Consider the following 16,232-nt stretch of genomic DNA (forward strand, 5'->3'; position numbering starts at 1 on the left):
ATTCAGAAGCCTCAAAACAGAATGGGTTCCAAGTACGGGCTACAACTCATTTAAGGAAGCAGAGCAAGATATTAGCTTTTATTTGATGAACTATTACAACTGGAGCAGGCCGCATAGTCATAATGATATGAAAGCCCCTGCAGTAGCAGAAGAAAAACTTAATTCACTGTCCGGAATTAGTTGACCACAACAATGCTGACTTTAAACAAAACTTTTGCATAGGAAGCCTAAGTTTAAAGTGAATAAGACTAGGCGTATTTACAATGTAATGGCAACAGGTAATTAATGTACATACGTATAATCTATAGCAGGGTTCGAGTGCTTTTTAGTCTGCCCTGTGTACATTGCGACTAAGCAAATTTACATAATAAGATTTGCCAATATTTTTTACACCTGATTATGCCATAAACAGTAGAATGATCTTAATGTCAGTTTGTTAAAACTGCGATTTTTATTGGCTGAAAAAGTGTAAAGACCTGAATTAAATATTTTATGCAGCCACAATTTTATGCAAATACTTAAGCTGATATCGAATGCATGATTCAAAGCTGGTATTTACTAAAGTCAGGTAAAAACTGCATTTGTACTAGGGTATTTTTTATATTCAAGAATGTATTAAATATTTCATCATAGCTGTGCCAGATCCAATAAATGTTTAAACCTATAAAGGTAAATTGAAACAGTGTGGCTGTAATATATCGTGTGTCGAATAGTTTTAAGGCACTGCCAAAAGATGCCTTGATTTCCTTATTATTAATATCGACGCTGTAACATTCGTCAAGAATAAGGTGTGTCAGACATCCAACTAATACATATATCGCAGATAAAACGGCCAAAGTAATTGAAAAATTAAGCCACATAGCTAAATTTAACGTCGTCAATACGACCAGCACAACGGCGGAAATTGAATGAAATGAACCCCTGTGTACCGTGAAATGTTCAAAAATAGGCTTTATGGCAAAGTTGATAAAGCCATATATCAAAAGCAAAGAGGCCCAAATTTCTAGTAGTGAGTTAAAGTCGAAAGAGAGTATAAAGATTGCACTGACCGCGAGAGAAAATATTGAAAAAAGCGTGTTTAACGACTTTGAGCGATCGGAGTCGAGATCAGGCACCAACCCAGCAAGAGAACCAATTATAAAAAGGCCACAGACTTGTATTAGTGGGATCAAGTCGACAGCTAATATGGCAGTGGACAGCGCTGCACTTGTAATGATAGATGCTTTGAAATGAGTGGAGAAATTAGCCATGTAAATTTACTTCTTATGATTTATACAATTGAATATTAACATAATTAAAGTTATTCGCGTGTGGCCTTTTAGGAACAATCGTTTATGAGTTTTCGAATAAAGGAGCGGTGATAAGTTAGTTAATTGAAGCTTGAAGAGAGTGGCCTGTTAAGCCACTCTTTTAAAATCATATCCAATTTATGCGTTTTTATTATTAATAATAGGCACCTAGCGTAACTTCGCATAATTCATAGTCGTACAGCATTACGTTTTTATAGTATGCTTTCACGTGACCATTGATTACCTTCCCTAACCTCGACTCTCCAATGAATTCATATTTAGCAGTACCTAGCTTCTGCAAGTATATGAATTCGGCAACTGAAGTTTTATCTTTTTTCAGTTTTAGAGATATTTTAGTGAAATCACCAGCTTTTGGATATGATGCTTTATAAGTCCCTTTTACCAAATACCGCTCTCCGTGCGTCGCTTGATCATAAGGTGAATGAGCCCCAATAATCATACGTTTGTTAGATTTCACACAAATACGTCGATAAGGTTCGTAATTATTAGACCCTTCAGATACGGCCTTATCTACGTAAAGAACGCCATAGTGGATATTACCACCGCCAGTTAAGTCGCTTGGCTCTGTCGTTGGAAACGGTGTAAAGTCATCTGGCCTTGAGCCTGTTGAGTCTCCGGCCCCTGCTGAGTCATTTGCACCAAACACTTCGATATCAGAAAAGCCTTCATTTAGACTGCTATCTTGGTGCATCTTGATAGTATTATCATTTTCAATAGAAGTTGTTTCTGCAGTATAAGCAATTGCGCTGCTGGCTATGATAGCCGCAGGCAGTACACACAGTGTATTAAATTTCATTGATCTTCCTTAATATAATTTAGGTTGTTTACTAAGTTTTTCTAATAATTCTAAAATGAGCTCTTCAAGTTTTATTTGAGTAAACTTTTTATATTGAGCCCATTTAGATGGGGGGATATGGTTGATATGGCTTGCTATGGCGAGCGCTATATACTTGATTGAGCCACTAAGCAAAGTATAGGTTTTGTGGTCTTGAGATACTTTAAGCTCTTTGTTAAAAGCCTTTAATAGTTTCAGTAATTCGATATTACATTGCACACCCTGTATGTCATGCCGTAACCTTTCTAGCGCAACCTTTCCTGACGAAAGCGCTTTTCTTGAGTCTACTTTACCTAAAATAGGTGCTTTCATTACAGTTTTAATATGGCTTAACATCAGTTCTTTTGGTGAGTTGCTGAGCGCAATATTTTTGAACTTCATTGGTTCACTCCCTAATATTAAGGCCCCATCACTGCAATTGATTAATTGTATTGAAGGTGATGATTTTATTTGTTCCTCAAGAGCTTGACGCGATTCATTAAAAATACGTGTGGTAAAGATAGACTTCCTAAAATTTCCAGTTACTTGAAGTTCAGGTTTAAATGCTAAAGAGGATAGTACATTATTTTTTTCGTAGTAAATGGAAGACTTACTGTGATGGTGCTCAGGGTTTATGTATCCAAAGTCGCAACCTAACAGCGTAAATTTTTTGACCCCCATATGAGCAAGTGCTGCGACGGCCATATTAGATACTGTTGGGTTACAGTGGTAAAGTGGTTTTAGCTGGTGTACATTATCGCATAAAACTTCACCGCCAACGTCATTTCCTTTTGGGAATAGTACTGTGTAGTTAAATATATCTATGAACTTTGGATAGATGGTATTCAGACCAAGAAAAATAGTTTCTTTAAGGTAAGGGCTTTGTAAGTCGCTTTCTTTTAAATAGTAGCTTGCTGATGTGCGCTCCATTTCTACATGGATATCTGGTGTAATGCCTTTTCTCAATAGAGTACTTAATGCGGTTCCACAGGAGACTATCACAACGTCATTTTGTATCTCATTTAGGTAATCTATGTCATTGTCTAATGATGGTCCATTTCCAACAATAATAACGGAAGCTTTATTATTGTTGACCAGTAAATTCTGATAGTTCTGGAATGTTACTTTTTGTGCATTTTCTAGAGTTTGCTTTAAGCCTATGAGTTCATCTTCAACGAACCCCCACATTGAGGCAAACCGGTTTCTCCAGTGTCGAAAGTTATTGTATATTTCATCGATGACATCTTCTGAGCGGTGTCTATACAAACTAATATCAGCAAGTAAATGGTGCCCTTGTGAATTTAGAGTATTGGTCATGAAGTTTAGGAAATGCTCATAACTATTGGCAAGAGATATAGTGAGCGAACCACCGCGTGATTGGCAAATTTTTCTTAGTTCGTTTAAATCGCATTTTGAACAAGCCATTGCCAAGTGTAACTTGTTCGGTTCAATTATAATTACGTCGCTGTAATGGATTGCATTAAGTAATAGGTCAATATGAAACCCGGCGCTTAAGCCTAGTACGACTAGAGTTCCTCTATGTGGCTTCGAGTTTGGCTTATAACCTAATTCTTCAGCATACTTACTGGTGCTATCAATGAAGCTTTGATGTGAAGGTTTGCTGTTTGTGGGAGTATTATGCATTACACCCCACTGTAAACTTAAGTGAAGTGGGTGTTGTAGGAATAGATTAACTTGCTGTGCACAGCAGTCTTTGGGTGCCTCACCGTAAAACTCTTTGATTGATGCGTCGATATATTGTGGAGAGTACTGATCACTCCACGATGGTGATAACTTAAGGTTATCTTGTACATACAAAAATTCACGGTTTTTTAATATCAGTTCCATTGCCGAGCTAAGCCACTGTATCCATAATTCGCAACTTTTTCATAAAGGGAGTATATAGTCAAATTAATATTCGTTACTTGTAGCTAAATATGGGAATTTTACGCTAGTAGTTAGAGCTGTGCGATGTAAGAATTACTAATTTACATTATTTAACAGCTTGAAACTCAGCTTTACCTCCTTTTTCTTTTCATTGCAATGTTGGTAACTTATTGTTTTTAATTAATATAAATGTATTAATTTGTATTTATTTACAGTTTGGTAGCCTTCTGTTATCACCCTGTTTCTGTGGTGGTTGGGATCTGAACGCTTAGTCATTTATCGTTCATCTTCATCGCTCTAATTTGCAGCTACACAAATTTAATAAACGTGTATGGCGGCGGTTTGGCCATATCTAAGTGTAGAAGGTGAGTATGAAAAAATCAGTTATTGCGTTGTCTATCGCTGCGTCTGTTCCTATGTTTTCAAATAGTGTACAAGCACAAGACGCCGTTAAACCTATTGAAAAAATTGAAGTGACTGGGTCTAAAATTAAACGCTCAGATATGGAAACAGCCAGCCCTGTGACTATTATTGGTGCTGAAGATATTAAAGCCTCTGGCGCAGTTACCGTTGACGATATATTACAAGATATGACGGCTGCTGGCGGAGCGATGACCAACCCAGGGGTAAATAATGGCTCAGGTGGTAACGCGAGTATTAATTTACGAGGTATGGGGGCACAAAGAACGTTAGTGTTGGTGAATGGTCGTCGTATGATCAATTCAGGTACAGGGGCTGCATCAACCGTTGATTTAAATACCATTCCAGTATCGATGATTAAATACGTTGAAGTGCTTAAAGATGGCGCATCAGCCGTGTACGGCACGGATGCGGTTGCTGGTGTGGTGAATATTATCCTAAAAGATGACTTTGAGGGTGCTGAACTGAATGTACAAACAGGTTTAAGCGGTGAAGGCGATGCGCAAAGAAATAGTATTGATCTGACATTTGGTAACAGTTTCGACAAAGGCAATATGGTATTTGGTCTGCAATATATGGATAGAGGAGAGGCGAGCCAAGCAGATCGAGATTTTTCAAAATGCCCAATTACTGAAAGTGCCGATGGTACCGAGTTACTGTGTGGGGGTTCTTCAATTACGCCCAACGGTCATCTTTATTTAGAAAATGGCAAAGAGTTACAAGGCAGTCCTGATGGCTCTTACAGCGAATACAACCCTGAGTCAGATCCGTACAATTACTCTGAAGATAGTTACCTTTATACTCCAATGCAAAGCTTGAATCTAACAGGAGTTGTTAACTATGAACTGTCTGATGACACCACACTATTCACCGAGGCGATGTATACAAAACGTTGGTCAGAGCAACAAATGGCACCTCAGCCTGTGTGGTTCGATTTTACTTACACGGAGGAAATGGGAGATGACTTACTAGAGCATGGTGCAGAGTATGGTGATACTGTGCATTATCGTCGTCGTATGAGCGATACAGGTACGCGGGACTTTTCTCAAGTCGTTGATACTCTGCGTACGGTCGTCGGGTTAGAGGGGGTATTAGAAAATGATTACAATTGGGATGTTGCATTAAATTTTGGCAGAAATGATTCAGTCGATAAGCTATCTAACTTACATAATGTTGGCAGCTTAACAGAAGATATAGAAAATGGTGCGTTTAACCCATTAGATCAAGCGTCTTGGTCTGCTGAAAACATGTCTGATTATATTTATACTGAGCAAAATACCGGTGGCAGTCAAATGCTGAACTTAAGTGCTTCATTGTCAGGAGAGCTATTTGAGTTACCAGCCGGTTATATGGGGTTTGCAACAGGAATTGAAAGTCGTACTGAAAAGGCGTGGTACACGCCTGATTCACTGACTTCACAAGGGCTTGCCAATGATCCTAAAGTTGAGCCAACCAGCGGTTCTTATGATGTGAATGAAGCATTTTTAGAGCTGGCAGTACCTGTATTGACAGACTTACCGTTTGCGCAGCAAGTGGATTTAAGTGCTGCTGTTAGGGCATTTGATTACTCTAGCTTTGGTAGTGACTCTACTTGGAAGTTAGGGTTTACGTGGAAAGTGAATGATGAATTTATGTTTCGTGGCGTGCGCTCAACCGCGTTTAGAGCGCCAACAGTCGATGAGCTTTATGGTGGTAACTCCCCGTCGTTTGAGCAAATTAATCACGCGTTATTAGATAGTCAAGCAGAGGTTACTGTAGGTGGTAATGATCAGTTAACACCTGAAGAAGCTGACACGCTGACCGCAGGGCTTGTCTATGAGCCACAATGGCTACAAGGTTTATCGATGACGCTTGACTATTATGATATTGCAATTAGTAACGCCATTGGCAGTGTCGACAATCAGTTTATTGTTGATAGCTGTATCGACAGCAGTGGGCAGCTAAAAAACCAAGATTCAGCAGTATGTCAATCAGCGAACGTACAGGTGTCGAATGGGAAGGCGACGTTTAATAATCAACTGCAAAATATTGGCGAAGAAATAACGCGTGGGGTTGATTTAAACTTACTCTATAAGTTTGATGCTATGGGCTATAACTGGTCAGCGGGGTTAGATACGTCATTTTTACATGAACGTATTGTAACCAATGCGGGTGAGAGCATTGATTATACTGGGCTTATCACCTCGGGCACCGGCGGCTATGCCGATATTAAGTCAAATCTAACTTTGGCTGTTAAGTCTGATGATTGGAGTGCCAATTATAAAATACGCTATATTTCGGGTATGGACAGTTATGCGTGTCTAAGTGAGCCTACTTCGTGTTATGCGCCAAGTACGCCGTCAGTTATGTATCATGACTTGTCTGGGAGTTATTTTATAAATGAAAGTGTAAAAGTATCGGCTGGCATTAATAACCTATTTGATGAACAACCCCCTTATTATACCGGCAATAATGACTCAAATACGGATCCGTATACGTACGACACGTTAGGTCGCTATTTCTTCGCAGGTGTTAATGTAGCATTTTAGTTTTACATATAACACTTAACCTCAGTTTCACTCAATAAGACCGACCAAAGGCACGCGATAGCGTGCCTTTTATATGGCTGACTCAAAATGTCCATGCTACATGAAGTTGTGGCGCAGATTCATTAACCGTTCCTCCTAACTTATTACGCCATATTTGCCACTCTATACCGAGCATCAGTGTGTCACTTTGGTTACCTAGTGCATGCCCTAGATCCCATTGTAAAATAGGTTGGGCAAGTAACCAGTCATTCACATAGGCGCCAAATTCATTTTGCCGGGAACCTATATATTCAGCATGGCCGGTAAATAAAAACTTTTGGTTGCCCAAGGTGAAAGGGTAGCCCCAAGCAAGATCAAACATCCAAGCGTTACTTTGCGATGGTACCCCTTGTTTTGCGACTCCTGCGCTGTCATCAAAATAACCAGTGATGGTAGTAGACACATAATTGAAACCTGGAATATCCCAGCTAAGTTTGACGCCAGGTAAGTATTTTACCACTTTTGGGTCGCCTGCAATGTTGACCCCCATGACTAAACCAACATCTTTAAGAAACCCTTTTTTAAAGGAGTAGTCACTGACTGCGCTTAAGCTTACAGTTGAGTACCACTCCATATAAAAATCACGGTCTTGATAGTTATCTTCTATGTCGTCATCGATATAATCAACAAAGAAAAAATTATCCCCGTAGTCATAGCCAGATGCATGTTGAAGCGAAAAAACACTGGTTTTCGCTTCATCTAAAGTAAAGGGGTTGGTAAATTCTCCACGATTAACATGAAGCTGGGTTTTACTCCAATTAGCTGCAAGCGACGACGTGGAGCAAGTAATTAAATAGGTAGATATGAGTATGAGAGGTTTATTCATTGTGTAGGCACTTTCCGTAGGTACGTGAGCAACAATGAAGAGTATAGCAAAGGCACCACAGAGGGTGCCTAGAAACGTTTATATTATTACGCTTTATTTCGTCTTAAGCATATGACTGCGACCGCTGTAAATGCCAAAATAAAACAGTAATACGAAGATGTTGAAACATCCCAAGGGCTGATCTTAAATGTGGCACCTAATAACAAAGCTTGTGCGCCGTATGGCAATGAACCTTGCATAACACAGGCAAAAATATCGAGTAAGCTAGCTGAACGCTTAGCGGGGATATTACCGTCATCTGCCAGCTTTTTGGCAACAGGGCCAGCAACAATAATACTCACAGTATTGTTGGCGATACATAAATTACTGGTGAGCACCAAAGCTGCAATCCCTAACTGATCAGCAACTTTTCTGTGCCACTTAGCAATAATAGAGGTAAGCCATTGTATTTTTTTAGCTAAGTAATCTAAACCGCCATTGATACGAATAAATTCAGATAAGCCGCCAATAAACATAGAGAGTAAGAATATTTCCTGCATACTGCTAAAACCGTCATATACGTCTTTAGCAAAACTTGCGACTTCATAATCGCCCGTAAAGCCCATTGCAGCGGCAAAGAGAATACCACTGAATAGCACTACGAATACGTTCATACCCGCGACGGCCAAGAATAAAATAAAGGCATAAGGCAATACCAACAGCCAATCAAACTCTTTAGTTTCAACCGGTTGGGGCTCTGGTGTTAAAAACACTAATAAGCAAACGGTTAAGATAGCCGCTGGTAACGCAATTTTCAGGTTCTCTCTGAACTTGTCCTTCATTTCGCACCCTTGTGTGCGGGTGGCTGCAATGGTTGTATCTGAAATTATCGATAAATTATCACCAAACATGGCACCTGACACAATGGTACCTGCCATTACAGCAGGGTCTATACCCGTTTTAACAGACACAGCTAAAGCAATGGGCCCAATGGCGCCAATTGTCCCCATTGAAGTACCCATAGCAGTAGATACAACCGCGGCTATGAGGAAAAGACCAGGGAGTAAAAATGCGGGTGGGATAAGCGATAAGCCGGCATTTACTACAGCATCAACTCCCCCTGTTGCACTGGCAACAGCAGAGAAAGCGCCTGCTAATAAGTATATAAGGCACATGGTAATGATGTTGCTATGACCTGCACCCTTGATGAAGGTTTCTACACTTTGATTGATAGATGCTTTATTGACTAAAAAGGCAATCACAATGGCAGGTAAAATCGCGACGGGTGCAGGGAGTTGATAAAATGCATAGTCAACGCCCTGAGACTGTAAATACAGCCCAACGCCTAAAAATAACGCGACAAAAGTCAGTAAAGGTAACAAAGATAACTTTGCAGCTAGTTTATTCATTGGCTCCTGCATTGAGGCCTCATATCAAGATTATTATTTATTGTTATGCAGCCATTGTTTTCACATTAAAGCGCATAATTCAAGTAATAGTTAAAATGGATGTGCGAATGTATAGATGGCTAGATGGTTTGTCAATCATAATCGATGATAAACATAAGCCACTAAGATGTGGCTTATTAATGAATGCTGACTTTAGCGTTCAGCATTATGCTTTGAGGTCATTATGTTATGTATTGCAGGCGAGGTGCAGCGCTAGCAAGAAAAATTCGTGTTAAAAAATTCAGCTCTTTGAATTGAAGTTAATGCGGCGCGTTTATGCGGGAAATCAAACTCAAATTCTTTCTTAAATCCTAATTTTTGTATTTGAGTAAATAAGCGATGATTATCGTGCCTTGGCTCCAATACAATTTTTTGTGTCCGCATGTCATCAAGAAAAATAAAATGAGAGATTGCTTTGCACCAAGCTTTAAAATAGCGGCTCCCTCGGAATGACTCGTTGCCAACTAATAAATGCAACCCTCTATCAAAGGATTGCCATGGATAATAAGGTGCGATCCTGTCTTGCGAAGCCCAATACACTTCAAAGTAACCAAATGGGATATCGTTAATACAACCAATAAGCGGAATCTCATAAGGGGAATCTAGTTTCTCTTTAAGGTAGTTATGCAGTGCCTCTTCTGACCAAGCTTGATCCCAAAACTCAGCAACTCTAGGGTTGTTCATCCATTGATGAAATAGCGCAAGATCTTTCTTTGGATCAATGACTTTAAAGCTAATGACTTGATCAATATCAAGATCTTTGCGGTTGTAAAGCTTACCTGATAAGTTTATTTGACTTTTTATGACCGTGCTTTGGTCCAAAATGGCATGCTTTTTTTGTGCGTCAGCGGATAAAAATAGAGGGCAGTTATAAAATTCATATTTTGAGAAACTACGAATATTAATATGCTTGGATAGTGCTTGTGATGCTTCACAGTCAGGCCATGACGATTTGCTTAACTGTATATGGGTAATGTGTTGGTGATTATGAAATATTTCATCAAGAAAGAGAATAAGGTCTTGCATTTCTAATATGTCTGGCTGCTTTTGCAAGATTAAGCAATTATGAAAAACGACGGTGCCAAGCTGGTTAGATTTTAAATGTAAACGATGGTTGAGCATGTTGGTGTGTGAATCGGGTATAGACGACATCAATATGTGGTTCCTTAATACGATCCTCACAATTAGACAGCTGTAAAGTACAAATGGACAGCTGGGCATTGTGAGAGAGTGACTTAAAATGCGCTCATAGCATTAGGCTGTTGGAATAACATTAACTTTAAAAATACAGTTTAAAATCAAATGTTCCCATATTGGGCTCTTCTATTGCCAGTACTTTTGCTCTTGAGCGATTTGTTTGCCGCTATTTTACACGAATCGAAATGATTTTTATTCTATATTGTTTTTTGCTAGAGAAAAATTTAAGTTTTAACAGAGTAACCACGGTGATTTAGTTTGCTTAAATTAAACCGATTGGTTAATAGATATAAGAAAATAACAGATGATTTCTGGCTACGAACTCGGTATAACGATGCGTAACTTTATAGGAGCTTAATATGATAAAAGTAGCTGTTTTTGGTGCTAATGGAAGAATGGGTAAAGTGCTATGTGAAGCAAGCCTATCAGCAGATTATGCACAATTATCGGCTGCGTTAGTCCGAAAGTCTAACGCATTAATAGGACAACAAGTCGGTATCTTTTTGGGGCACCGAGATACTGAGCTTATATTTACGGATGAGAATTTGCTGAGCTGCGAAGTTGATGTTGCAATTGACTTTACCTTACCTGAAGGAATAAAAGTACACTTGGCGCGTGCCGTGCAACAAAAAGTACCGATGGTAATTGGTACTACAGGGTTAAGCTCAGATGAAATGCAAATATTAGAAGAAGCTGCTCAACATATTCCTATCGTATTTTCAAGAAACTATTCCGTGGGCATTAATCTATTAGAAAATTTAGTTCAGGTTGCAGCAAAAACCTTGTCAGATGATATTGATATCGAGATATTTGAAGCTCATCACCGCCATAAAATAGACGCGCCATCAGGCACAGCGCTGATGATTGGCGAGGCAATTGCGAAAGCAAAAGGCTGGGAGCATGCTGATGTTGCCAAGTTCGACCGAAGCCATGATGATATAGAGAAGTCTCAACAAGAGATTGGTTATTCTGTGATGAGAGGCGGAGATATAGTTGGTGAACATACGGCTTACTTCGCTGCTGAGGGTGAAAGGCTTGAACTTACGCATAAAGCAAGTTCAAGAATGACCTTTGCAAAAGGTGCAGTAAGGGCTGCGGCATGGGTTAAGGGTAAACCAAATGGACTTTATACTATGCAGGATGTGCTTGATTTACGATAGATAATATGTGTTTTTAACCTCTTAACGGCTTTTTTTGGCTTTAACTGCTATTTATCGTGTTTTTAATGGTTTTATTAGACGAACCTGACAAAGTGCTGTAAACTACAACGAATTTGCCAAAAATTATTACTGCGTGTTACCAAGCGCTTTGTGAACGGGATGAAAGCGTAATGGCTAGCTCCCGTTTTTTACCATTTAGGAGGTTATCTTGACTAAATCCGCTCTGTTAGTCCTTGAAGACGGCACAGTGTTTCGCGGTACTGCGATCGGCGCTGACGGCTTGTCAGTCGGTGAAGTAGTATTCAATACGTCTATGACTGGTTATCAAGAAATTTTGACAGACCCGTCGTACGCGGAACAAATTGTAACGCTGACTTACCCACATATCGGTAATACCGGAACTAACAGTGAAGACGAAGAAGCGGACCAGATCTGGGCAAAAGGCCTAGTGATCCGTGATTTGCCTTTACTTGCTAGTAATTTCCGTAACGAACAATCGTTAAGTGATTACCTAAAAGAACGTAATATCTTAGGGATAGCGGATATTGATACACGTAAATTGACGCGTATTTTACGTGATAAAGGCGCGCAAAATGGGTGTATTATTGCTGGTGACTCACTCGATGAGCAGCAAGCATTAGAAGCAGCGAAAGCATTCCCAGGTCTTAAAGGGATGGATTTAGCAAAAGTAGTCTGTACGAAAGAGCAGTATACTTGGGCTGATTCAAGCTGGACTTTAGGTGAAGGCTACCGAACGCTTGCGGCAGAAGAAGAGAAATTTCATGTAGTTGCATATGACTTTGGCGTGAAGAAAAATATTTTACGTATGCTGGTGGATCGTGGTTGTAAGCTAACAGTGGTACCTGCAGAAACCTCCGCTGCAGACGTGTTGGCATTAAACCCAGATGGTATCTTCTTATCAAATGGACCTGGTGATCCTGAACCATGTACCTATGCCATTGACGCGATTAAAATTTTCCTAGAAACAGATACACCAATCTTTGGTATTTGTTTAGGTCATCAATTATTGGCATTAGCCTCAGGTGCACAAACAGTTAAAATGAAGTTTGGCCATCATGGTGGTAACCACCCAGTGAAAGACCTAGACCGTAACGTGGTGATGATCACAGCGCAAAACCATGGTTTTGCAGCAGATGAAGCAAGTCTACCTGATACGCTACGTGCAACGCATAAATCATTATTTGATGGAACTTTGCAGGGTATTCACCGTACAGATAAGCCTGCATTTAGCTTCCAAGGTCACCCTGAAGCAAGCCCAGGCCCACATGATGCAGCGCCTTTGTTTGACCATTTCATTGAACTAATGCTAGCTCGTAAAGCTTAATTGAGACCGGAGTAATAATGCCAAAACGTACTGATTTAAAAAGCATTCTTATCTTAGGCGCAGGCCCGATTGTTATCGGCCAAGCCTGTGAATTTGACTACTCAGGTGCTCAAGCGTGTAAAGCACTAAGAGAAGAAGGCTATCGAGTTATTCTTGTTAACTCAAACCCTGCGACTATTATGACAGACCCTGAAATGGCTGATGCGACGTACATCGAGCCAATTCATTGGGAAGTTGTTGAAAAAATTATCGAGAAAGAAAAGCCAGATGCTGTACTACCGACTATGGGTGGTCAAACGGCATTGAACTGTGCGCTAGATTTAGATAAATATGGTGTGCTAGCTAAGCATGGCGTAGAACTGATTGGCGCAACGGCAGATGCTATCGACAAAGCTGAAAACCGTGAACGTTTTGACGTTGCGATGAAAAATATCGGCTTAGAATGTCCTCGCGCAGAAATTGCCCATACAATTGATGAAGCACATGATGTACTAACGCGTATCGGTTTCCCATGTATTATTCGCCCTTCATTTACTATGGGTGGAACCGGTGGCGGTGTTGCATATAACCAAGAAGAGTTCGATGAAATTTGTACTCGTGGTCTTGACCTTTCACCAACCAGCGAACTATTAATCGATGAAAGCTTAATTGGGTGGAAAGAGTACGAAATGGAAGTTGTTCGTGACAAAAACGACAACTGCATCATTGTCTGTGCTATTGAAAACTTCGATCCAATGGGTGTACACACAGGTGATTCAATCACGGTTGCGCCAGCACAAACATTGACTGACAAAGAATACCAATTGATGCGTAACGCTTCAATGGCAGTTCTGCGTGAAATTGGTGTTGAAACAGGTGGTTCAAACGTACAGTTTGGTGTTAACCCTGATGATGGCCGTATGGTTATCATTGAGATGAACCCACGTGTATCTCGTTCATCTGCGCTTGCCTCTAAAGCGACAGGTTTTCCAATTGCGAAAATTGCTGCAAAGCTTGCGATTGGCTATACCCTTGATGAACTTCAAAATGACATTACAGGTGGCGCAACACCAGCATCATTTGAACCGTCAATTGACTATGTTGTCACTAAGATCCCACGTTTTAACTTTGAAAAATTTGCCGGTGCAAATGACCGTCTAACTACACAGATGAAGTCTGTGGGTGAAGTGATGGCGATTGGTCGTAACCAGCAAGAGTCATTGCACAAAGCGCTTCGCGGACTAGAAGTGGGTGCAAACGGATTTAATCCAATTGTGGCACTTGATGACCCTAAAGCGAAAGAGAAAATCATTCGTGAACTACGTGAGCCTGGTGCGGAGCGTATTTGGTACATTGCAGATGCACTACGTCACGGTATGAGCGTTGAAGATGTATTTGAGCTGACTAAAGTTGACCGTTGGTACTTAGTGCAAATCGAAGACATCATCAAAGATGAAGCAACCATTGCGGATGTCGGCTTAGCGGGTCTTAACAAAGATTTCTTACGCCGTCTTAAGCGTAAAGGGTTTGCTGATGCACGTATTGCTGAGATTGCCGGTGTATCAGAAAAAGAAATTCGTAAAAAACGTCACCAACTAGAAATTTTGCCAGTATATAAGCGCGTAGATACGTGTGCGGCAGAGTTTAGTTCAGATACCGCTTACATGTATTCTTCTTATGATGAAGAGTGTGAAGCCAATCCGTCTGATAAAGATAAGATCATGGTTATCGGTGGTGGTCCAAACCGTATCGGCCAAGGTATTGAATTCGATTACTGCTGTGTACATGCTGCACTTGCGCTACGCGAAGATGGTTACGAAACGATCATGGTTAACTGTAACCCTGAAACGGTTTCAACAGACTACGATACATCTGACCGTTTATTCTTCGAGCCAATTACGCTTGAAGATGTTCTTGAAATAGTCCGTGTTGAAAAGCCTGTGGGTGTTATTGTTCAGTACGGTGGTCAAACACCACTGAAACTAGCACGAGAGCTTGAAGCAAATGGGGTTCCAATTATTGGTACTTCGCCAGATGCAATTGACCGTGCTGAAGACCGTGAGCGCTTCCAACAATTGGTTGATCGTTTAGACCTTTTACAGCCTGAAAATGCAACGGTAACGTCAACGGAAGAAGCGATTGCTAAGTCTCAAGAAATAGGCTTCCCATTAGTTGTTCGTCCATCTTATGTATTAGGTGGTCGTGCGATGGAAATTGTATATGACGAAGATGATTTACGCCGTTATATGACTGAAGCTGTACAAGCGTCAAATGAAGCACCTGTATTGCTTGACCGTTTCTTAGATGATGCGATTGAAGTTGATGTGGATGCAATTTGTGATGGTGAGCAAGTTATTATTGGCGGCATCATGGAGCACATTGAGCAAGCGGGTGTTCACTCAGGTGACTCAGCATGTTCATTGCCAGCACATTCGTTACCGCAAGACATACAAGACGTTATGCGCAAGCAAGTAACAGGTATGGCATTGGAGCTTGGAGTGGTAGGCTTAATGAATACGCAATTTGCTGTTAAAGATGGCAAAGTGTATTTAATTGAAGTAAACCCTCGTGCTGCTCGAACAGTACCGTTTGTTTCAAAAGCAACGGGTGTGGCATTGGCTAAAGTGGCAGCGCGTTGTATGGCGGGTCAAACCTTAGCAAGTCAAGGTGTGACGGAAGAGATCATTCCACCGTACTACAGTGTTAAAGAAGTGGTACTGCCGTTTGCTAAGTTCCAAGGTGTCGATCCATTACGTGGCCCAGAGATGCGTTCAACGGGTGAAGTGATGGGTGTTGGTGATAATTTCGCCGATGCGTTTGCAAAAGCACAATTAGGTGCGGGTAATGCTTTACCACGCGGTGGCCGCGCGCTACTATCTGTGCGTAACAGCGACAAGTCACGTATTGTTGAATTAGCTAAAACCATGAGAGAAATTGGTTTTGAGTTAGACGCAACAAACGGCACAGCAAAAGCCCTTGAAGAAGCTGGCATTGAAGTTCGCCGCGTGAACAAGGTATTTGAAGGCCGCCCACACATTCTTGACCGTATCAAAAATGGTGAGTATAGCTACATTGTAAATACCACTGAAGGTCGCCAAGCAATTGAAGACTCGAAGGTGTTACGTCGTGGTGCGTTACGACATAAAACAAACTACACCACAACGCTTAATGCAGCGTTTGCTAACTGTACTGCGCATGCTGCAGATGACAGAAACGTAGTGAACTCTGTACAAGAACTACACCAACGATTGAACTAAGGACAAAGCCAAGGCCTCGTGGCCTTGGCGATAAGTGAGATAC

At 40.7% G+C, this 16,232-nt stretch carries 10 protein-coding genes and 1 pseudogene; 5 read left to right on the forward strand and 6 right to left on the reverse strand.

What is annotated here, in order from left to right:
- Positions 1 to 184: pseudogene (locus BGP78_RS22755) on the forward strand (IS3 family transposase); the annotation flags it as partial.
- Between the two features lie 358 nt (positions 185 to 542).
- On the opposite strand, the gene BGP78_RS10050 reads toward BGP78_RS22755, so the two are convergent.
- The 3 genes from BGP78_RS10050 to BGP78_RS10060 form a co-directional block, all read right to left on the reverse strand.
- Positions 543 to 1,250, reverse strand: a complete 708-nt coding sequence (locus BGP78_RS10050; RefSeq protein ID WP_119861281.1) for a metal-dependent hydrolase — start codon at positions 1,248 to 1,250, stop codon at positions 543 to 545.
- A 193-nt stretch (positions 1,251 to 1,443) separates the two neighbouring features.
- The gene (locus BGP78_RS10055; protein ID WP_119861282.1) at positions 1,444 to 2,106 is read right to left on the reverse strand and encodes a hypothetical protein; all 663 of its coding nucleotides are present in this window, start codon (positions 2,104 to 2,106) and stop codon (positions 1,444 to 1,446) included.
- 9 nt (positions 2,107 to 2,115) lie between these two features.
- The gene (locus BGP78_RS10060) at positions 2,116 to 3,972 is read right to left on the reverse strand and encodes a motility associated factor glycosyltransferase family protein (protein WP_119861283.1); all 1,857 of its coding nucleotides are present in this window, start codon (positions 3,970 to 3,972) and stop codon (positions 2,116 to 2,118) included.
- A 410-nt stretch (positions 3,973 to 4,382) separates the two neighbouring features.
- On the opposite strand from BGP78_RS10060, the gene BGP78_RS10065 reads away from it, so the two are divergent.
- Positions 4,383 to 6,959, forward strand: a complete 2,577-nt coding sequence (locus BGP78_RS10065; RefSeq protein WP_119861284.1) for a TonB-dependent receptor — start codon at positions 4,383 to 4,385, stop codon at positions 6,957 to 6,959.
- Between the two features lie 82 nt (positions 6,960 to 7,041).
- Here BGP78_RS10065 and BGP78_RS10070 read toward each other — a convergent pair whose 3' ends face one another.
- The 3 genes from BGP78_RS10070 to BGP78_RS10080 form a co-directional block, all read right to left on the reverse strand.
- Positions 7,042 to 7,824, reverse strand: a complete 783-nt coding sequence (locus BGP78_RS10070; RefSeq protein WP_119861285.1) for a nucleoside-binding protein — start codon at positions 7,822 to 7,824, stop codon at positions 7,042 to 7,044.
- 86 nt (positions 7,825 to 7,910) lie between these two features.
- The gene (locus BGP78_RS10075; RefSeq protein ID WP_119861286.1) at positions 7,911 to 9,224 is read right to left on the reverse strand and encodes a Na+/H+ antiporter NhaC family protein; all 1,314 of its coding nucleotides are present in this window, start codon (positions 9,222 to 9,224) and stop codon (positions 7,911 to 7,913) included.
- A 240-nt stretch (positions 9,225 to 9,464) separates the two neighbouring features.
- Positions 9,465 to 10,403 (reverse strand): GNAT family N-acetyltransferase, encoded by a 939-nt coding sequence (locus tag BGP78_RS10080; RefSeq protein WP_182912263.1) that lies wholly within the window; start codon positions 10,401 to 10,403, stop codon positions 9,465 to 9,467.
- A gap of 404 nt (positions 10,404 to 10,807) precedes the next feature.
- Here BGP78_RS10080 and dapB point away from each other — a divergent pair, with 404 nt between their 5' ends.
- From dapB to carB, 3 genes are all read left to right on the forward strand, one after another.
- A complete protein-coding gene (gene dapB / locus BGP78_RS10085; protein ID WP_119861288.1) occupies positions 10,808 to 11,608 on the forward strand; it encodes a 4-hydroxy-tetrahydrodipicolinate reductase in 801 nt (266 codons plus the stop codon).
- A 208-nt stretch (positions 11,609 to 11,816) separates the two neighbouring features.
- Entirely contained in the window at positions 11,817 to 12,953 is a 1,137-nt protein-coding gene (gene carA / locus BGP78_RS10090) for a glutamine-hydrolyzing carbamoyl-phosphate synthase small subunit (protein WP_119861289.1), read from the forward strand.
- A gap of 17 nt (positions 12,954 to 12,970) precedes the next feature.
- Positions 12,971 to 16,189 carry a carbamoyl-phosphate synthase large subunit gene (carB, locus tag BGP78_RS10095; protein ID WP_119861290.1) on the forward strand — a complete coding sequence of 1,073 codons (3,219 nt, stop codon included), beginning with the start codon at positions 12,971 to 12,973 and terminating at the stop codon, positions 16,187 to 16,189.
- Positions 16,190 to 16,232 lie beyond the last annotated feature (43 nt).

This window comes from Pseudoalteromonas sp. MSK9-3 (genome assembly GCF_003590335.1).
Lineage (GTDB): Bacteria > Pseudomonadota > Gammaproteobacteria > Enterobacterales > Alteromonadaceae > Pseudoalteromonas.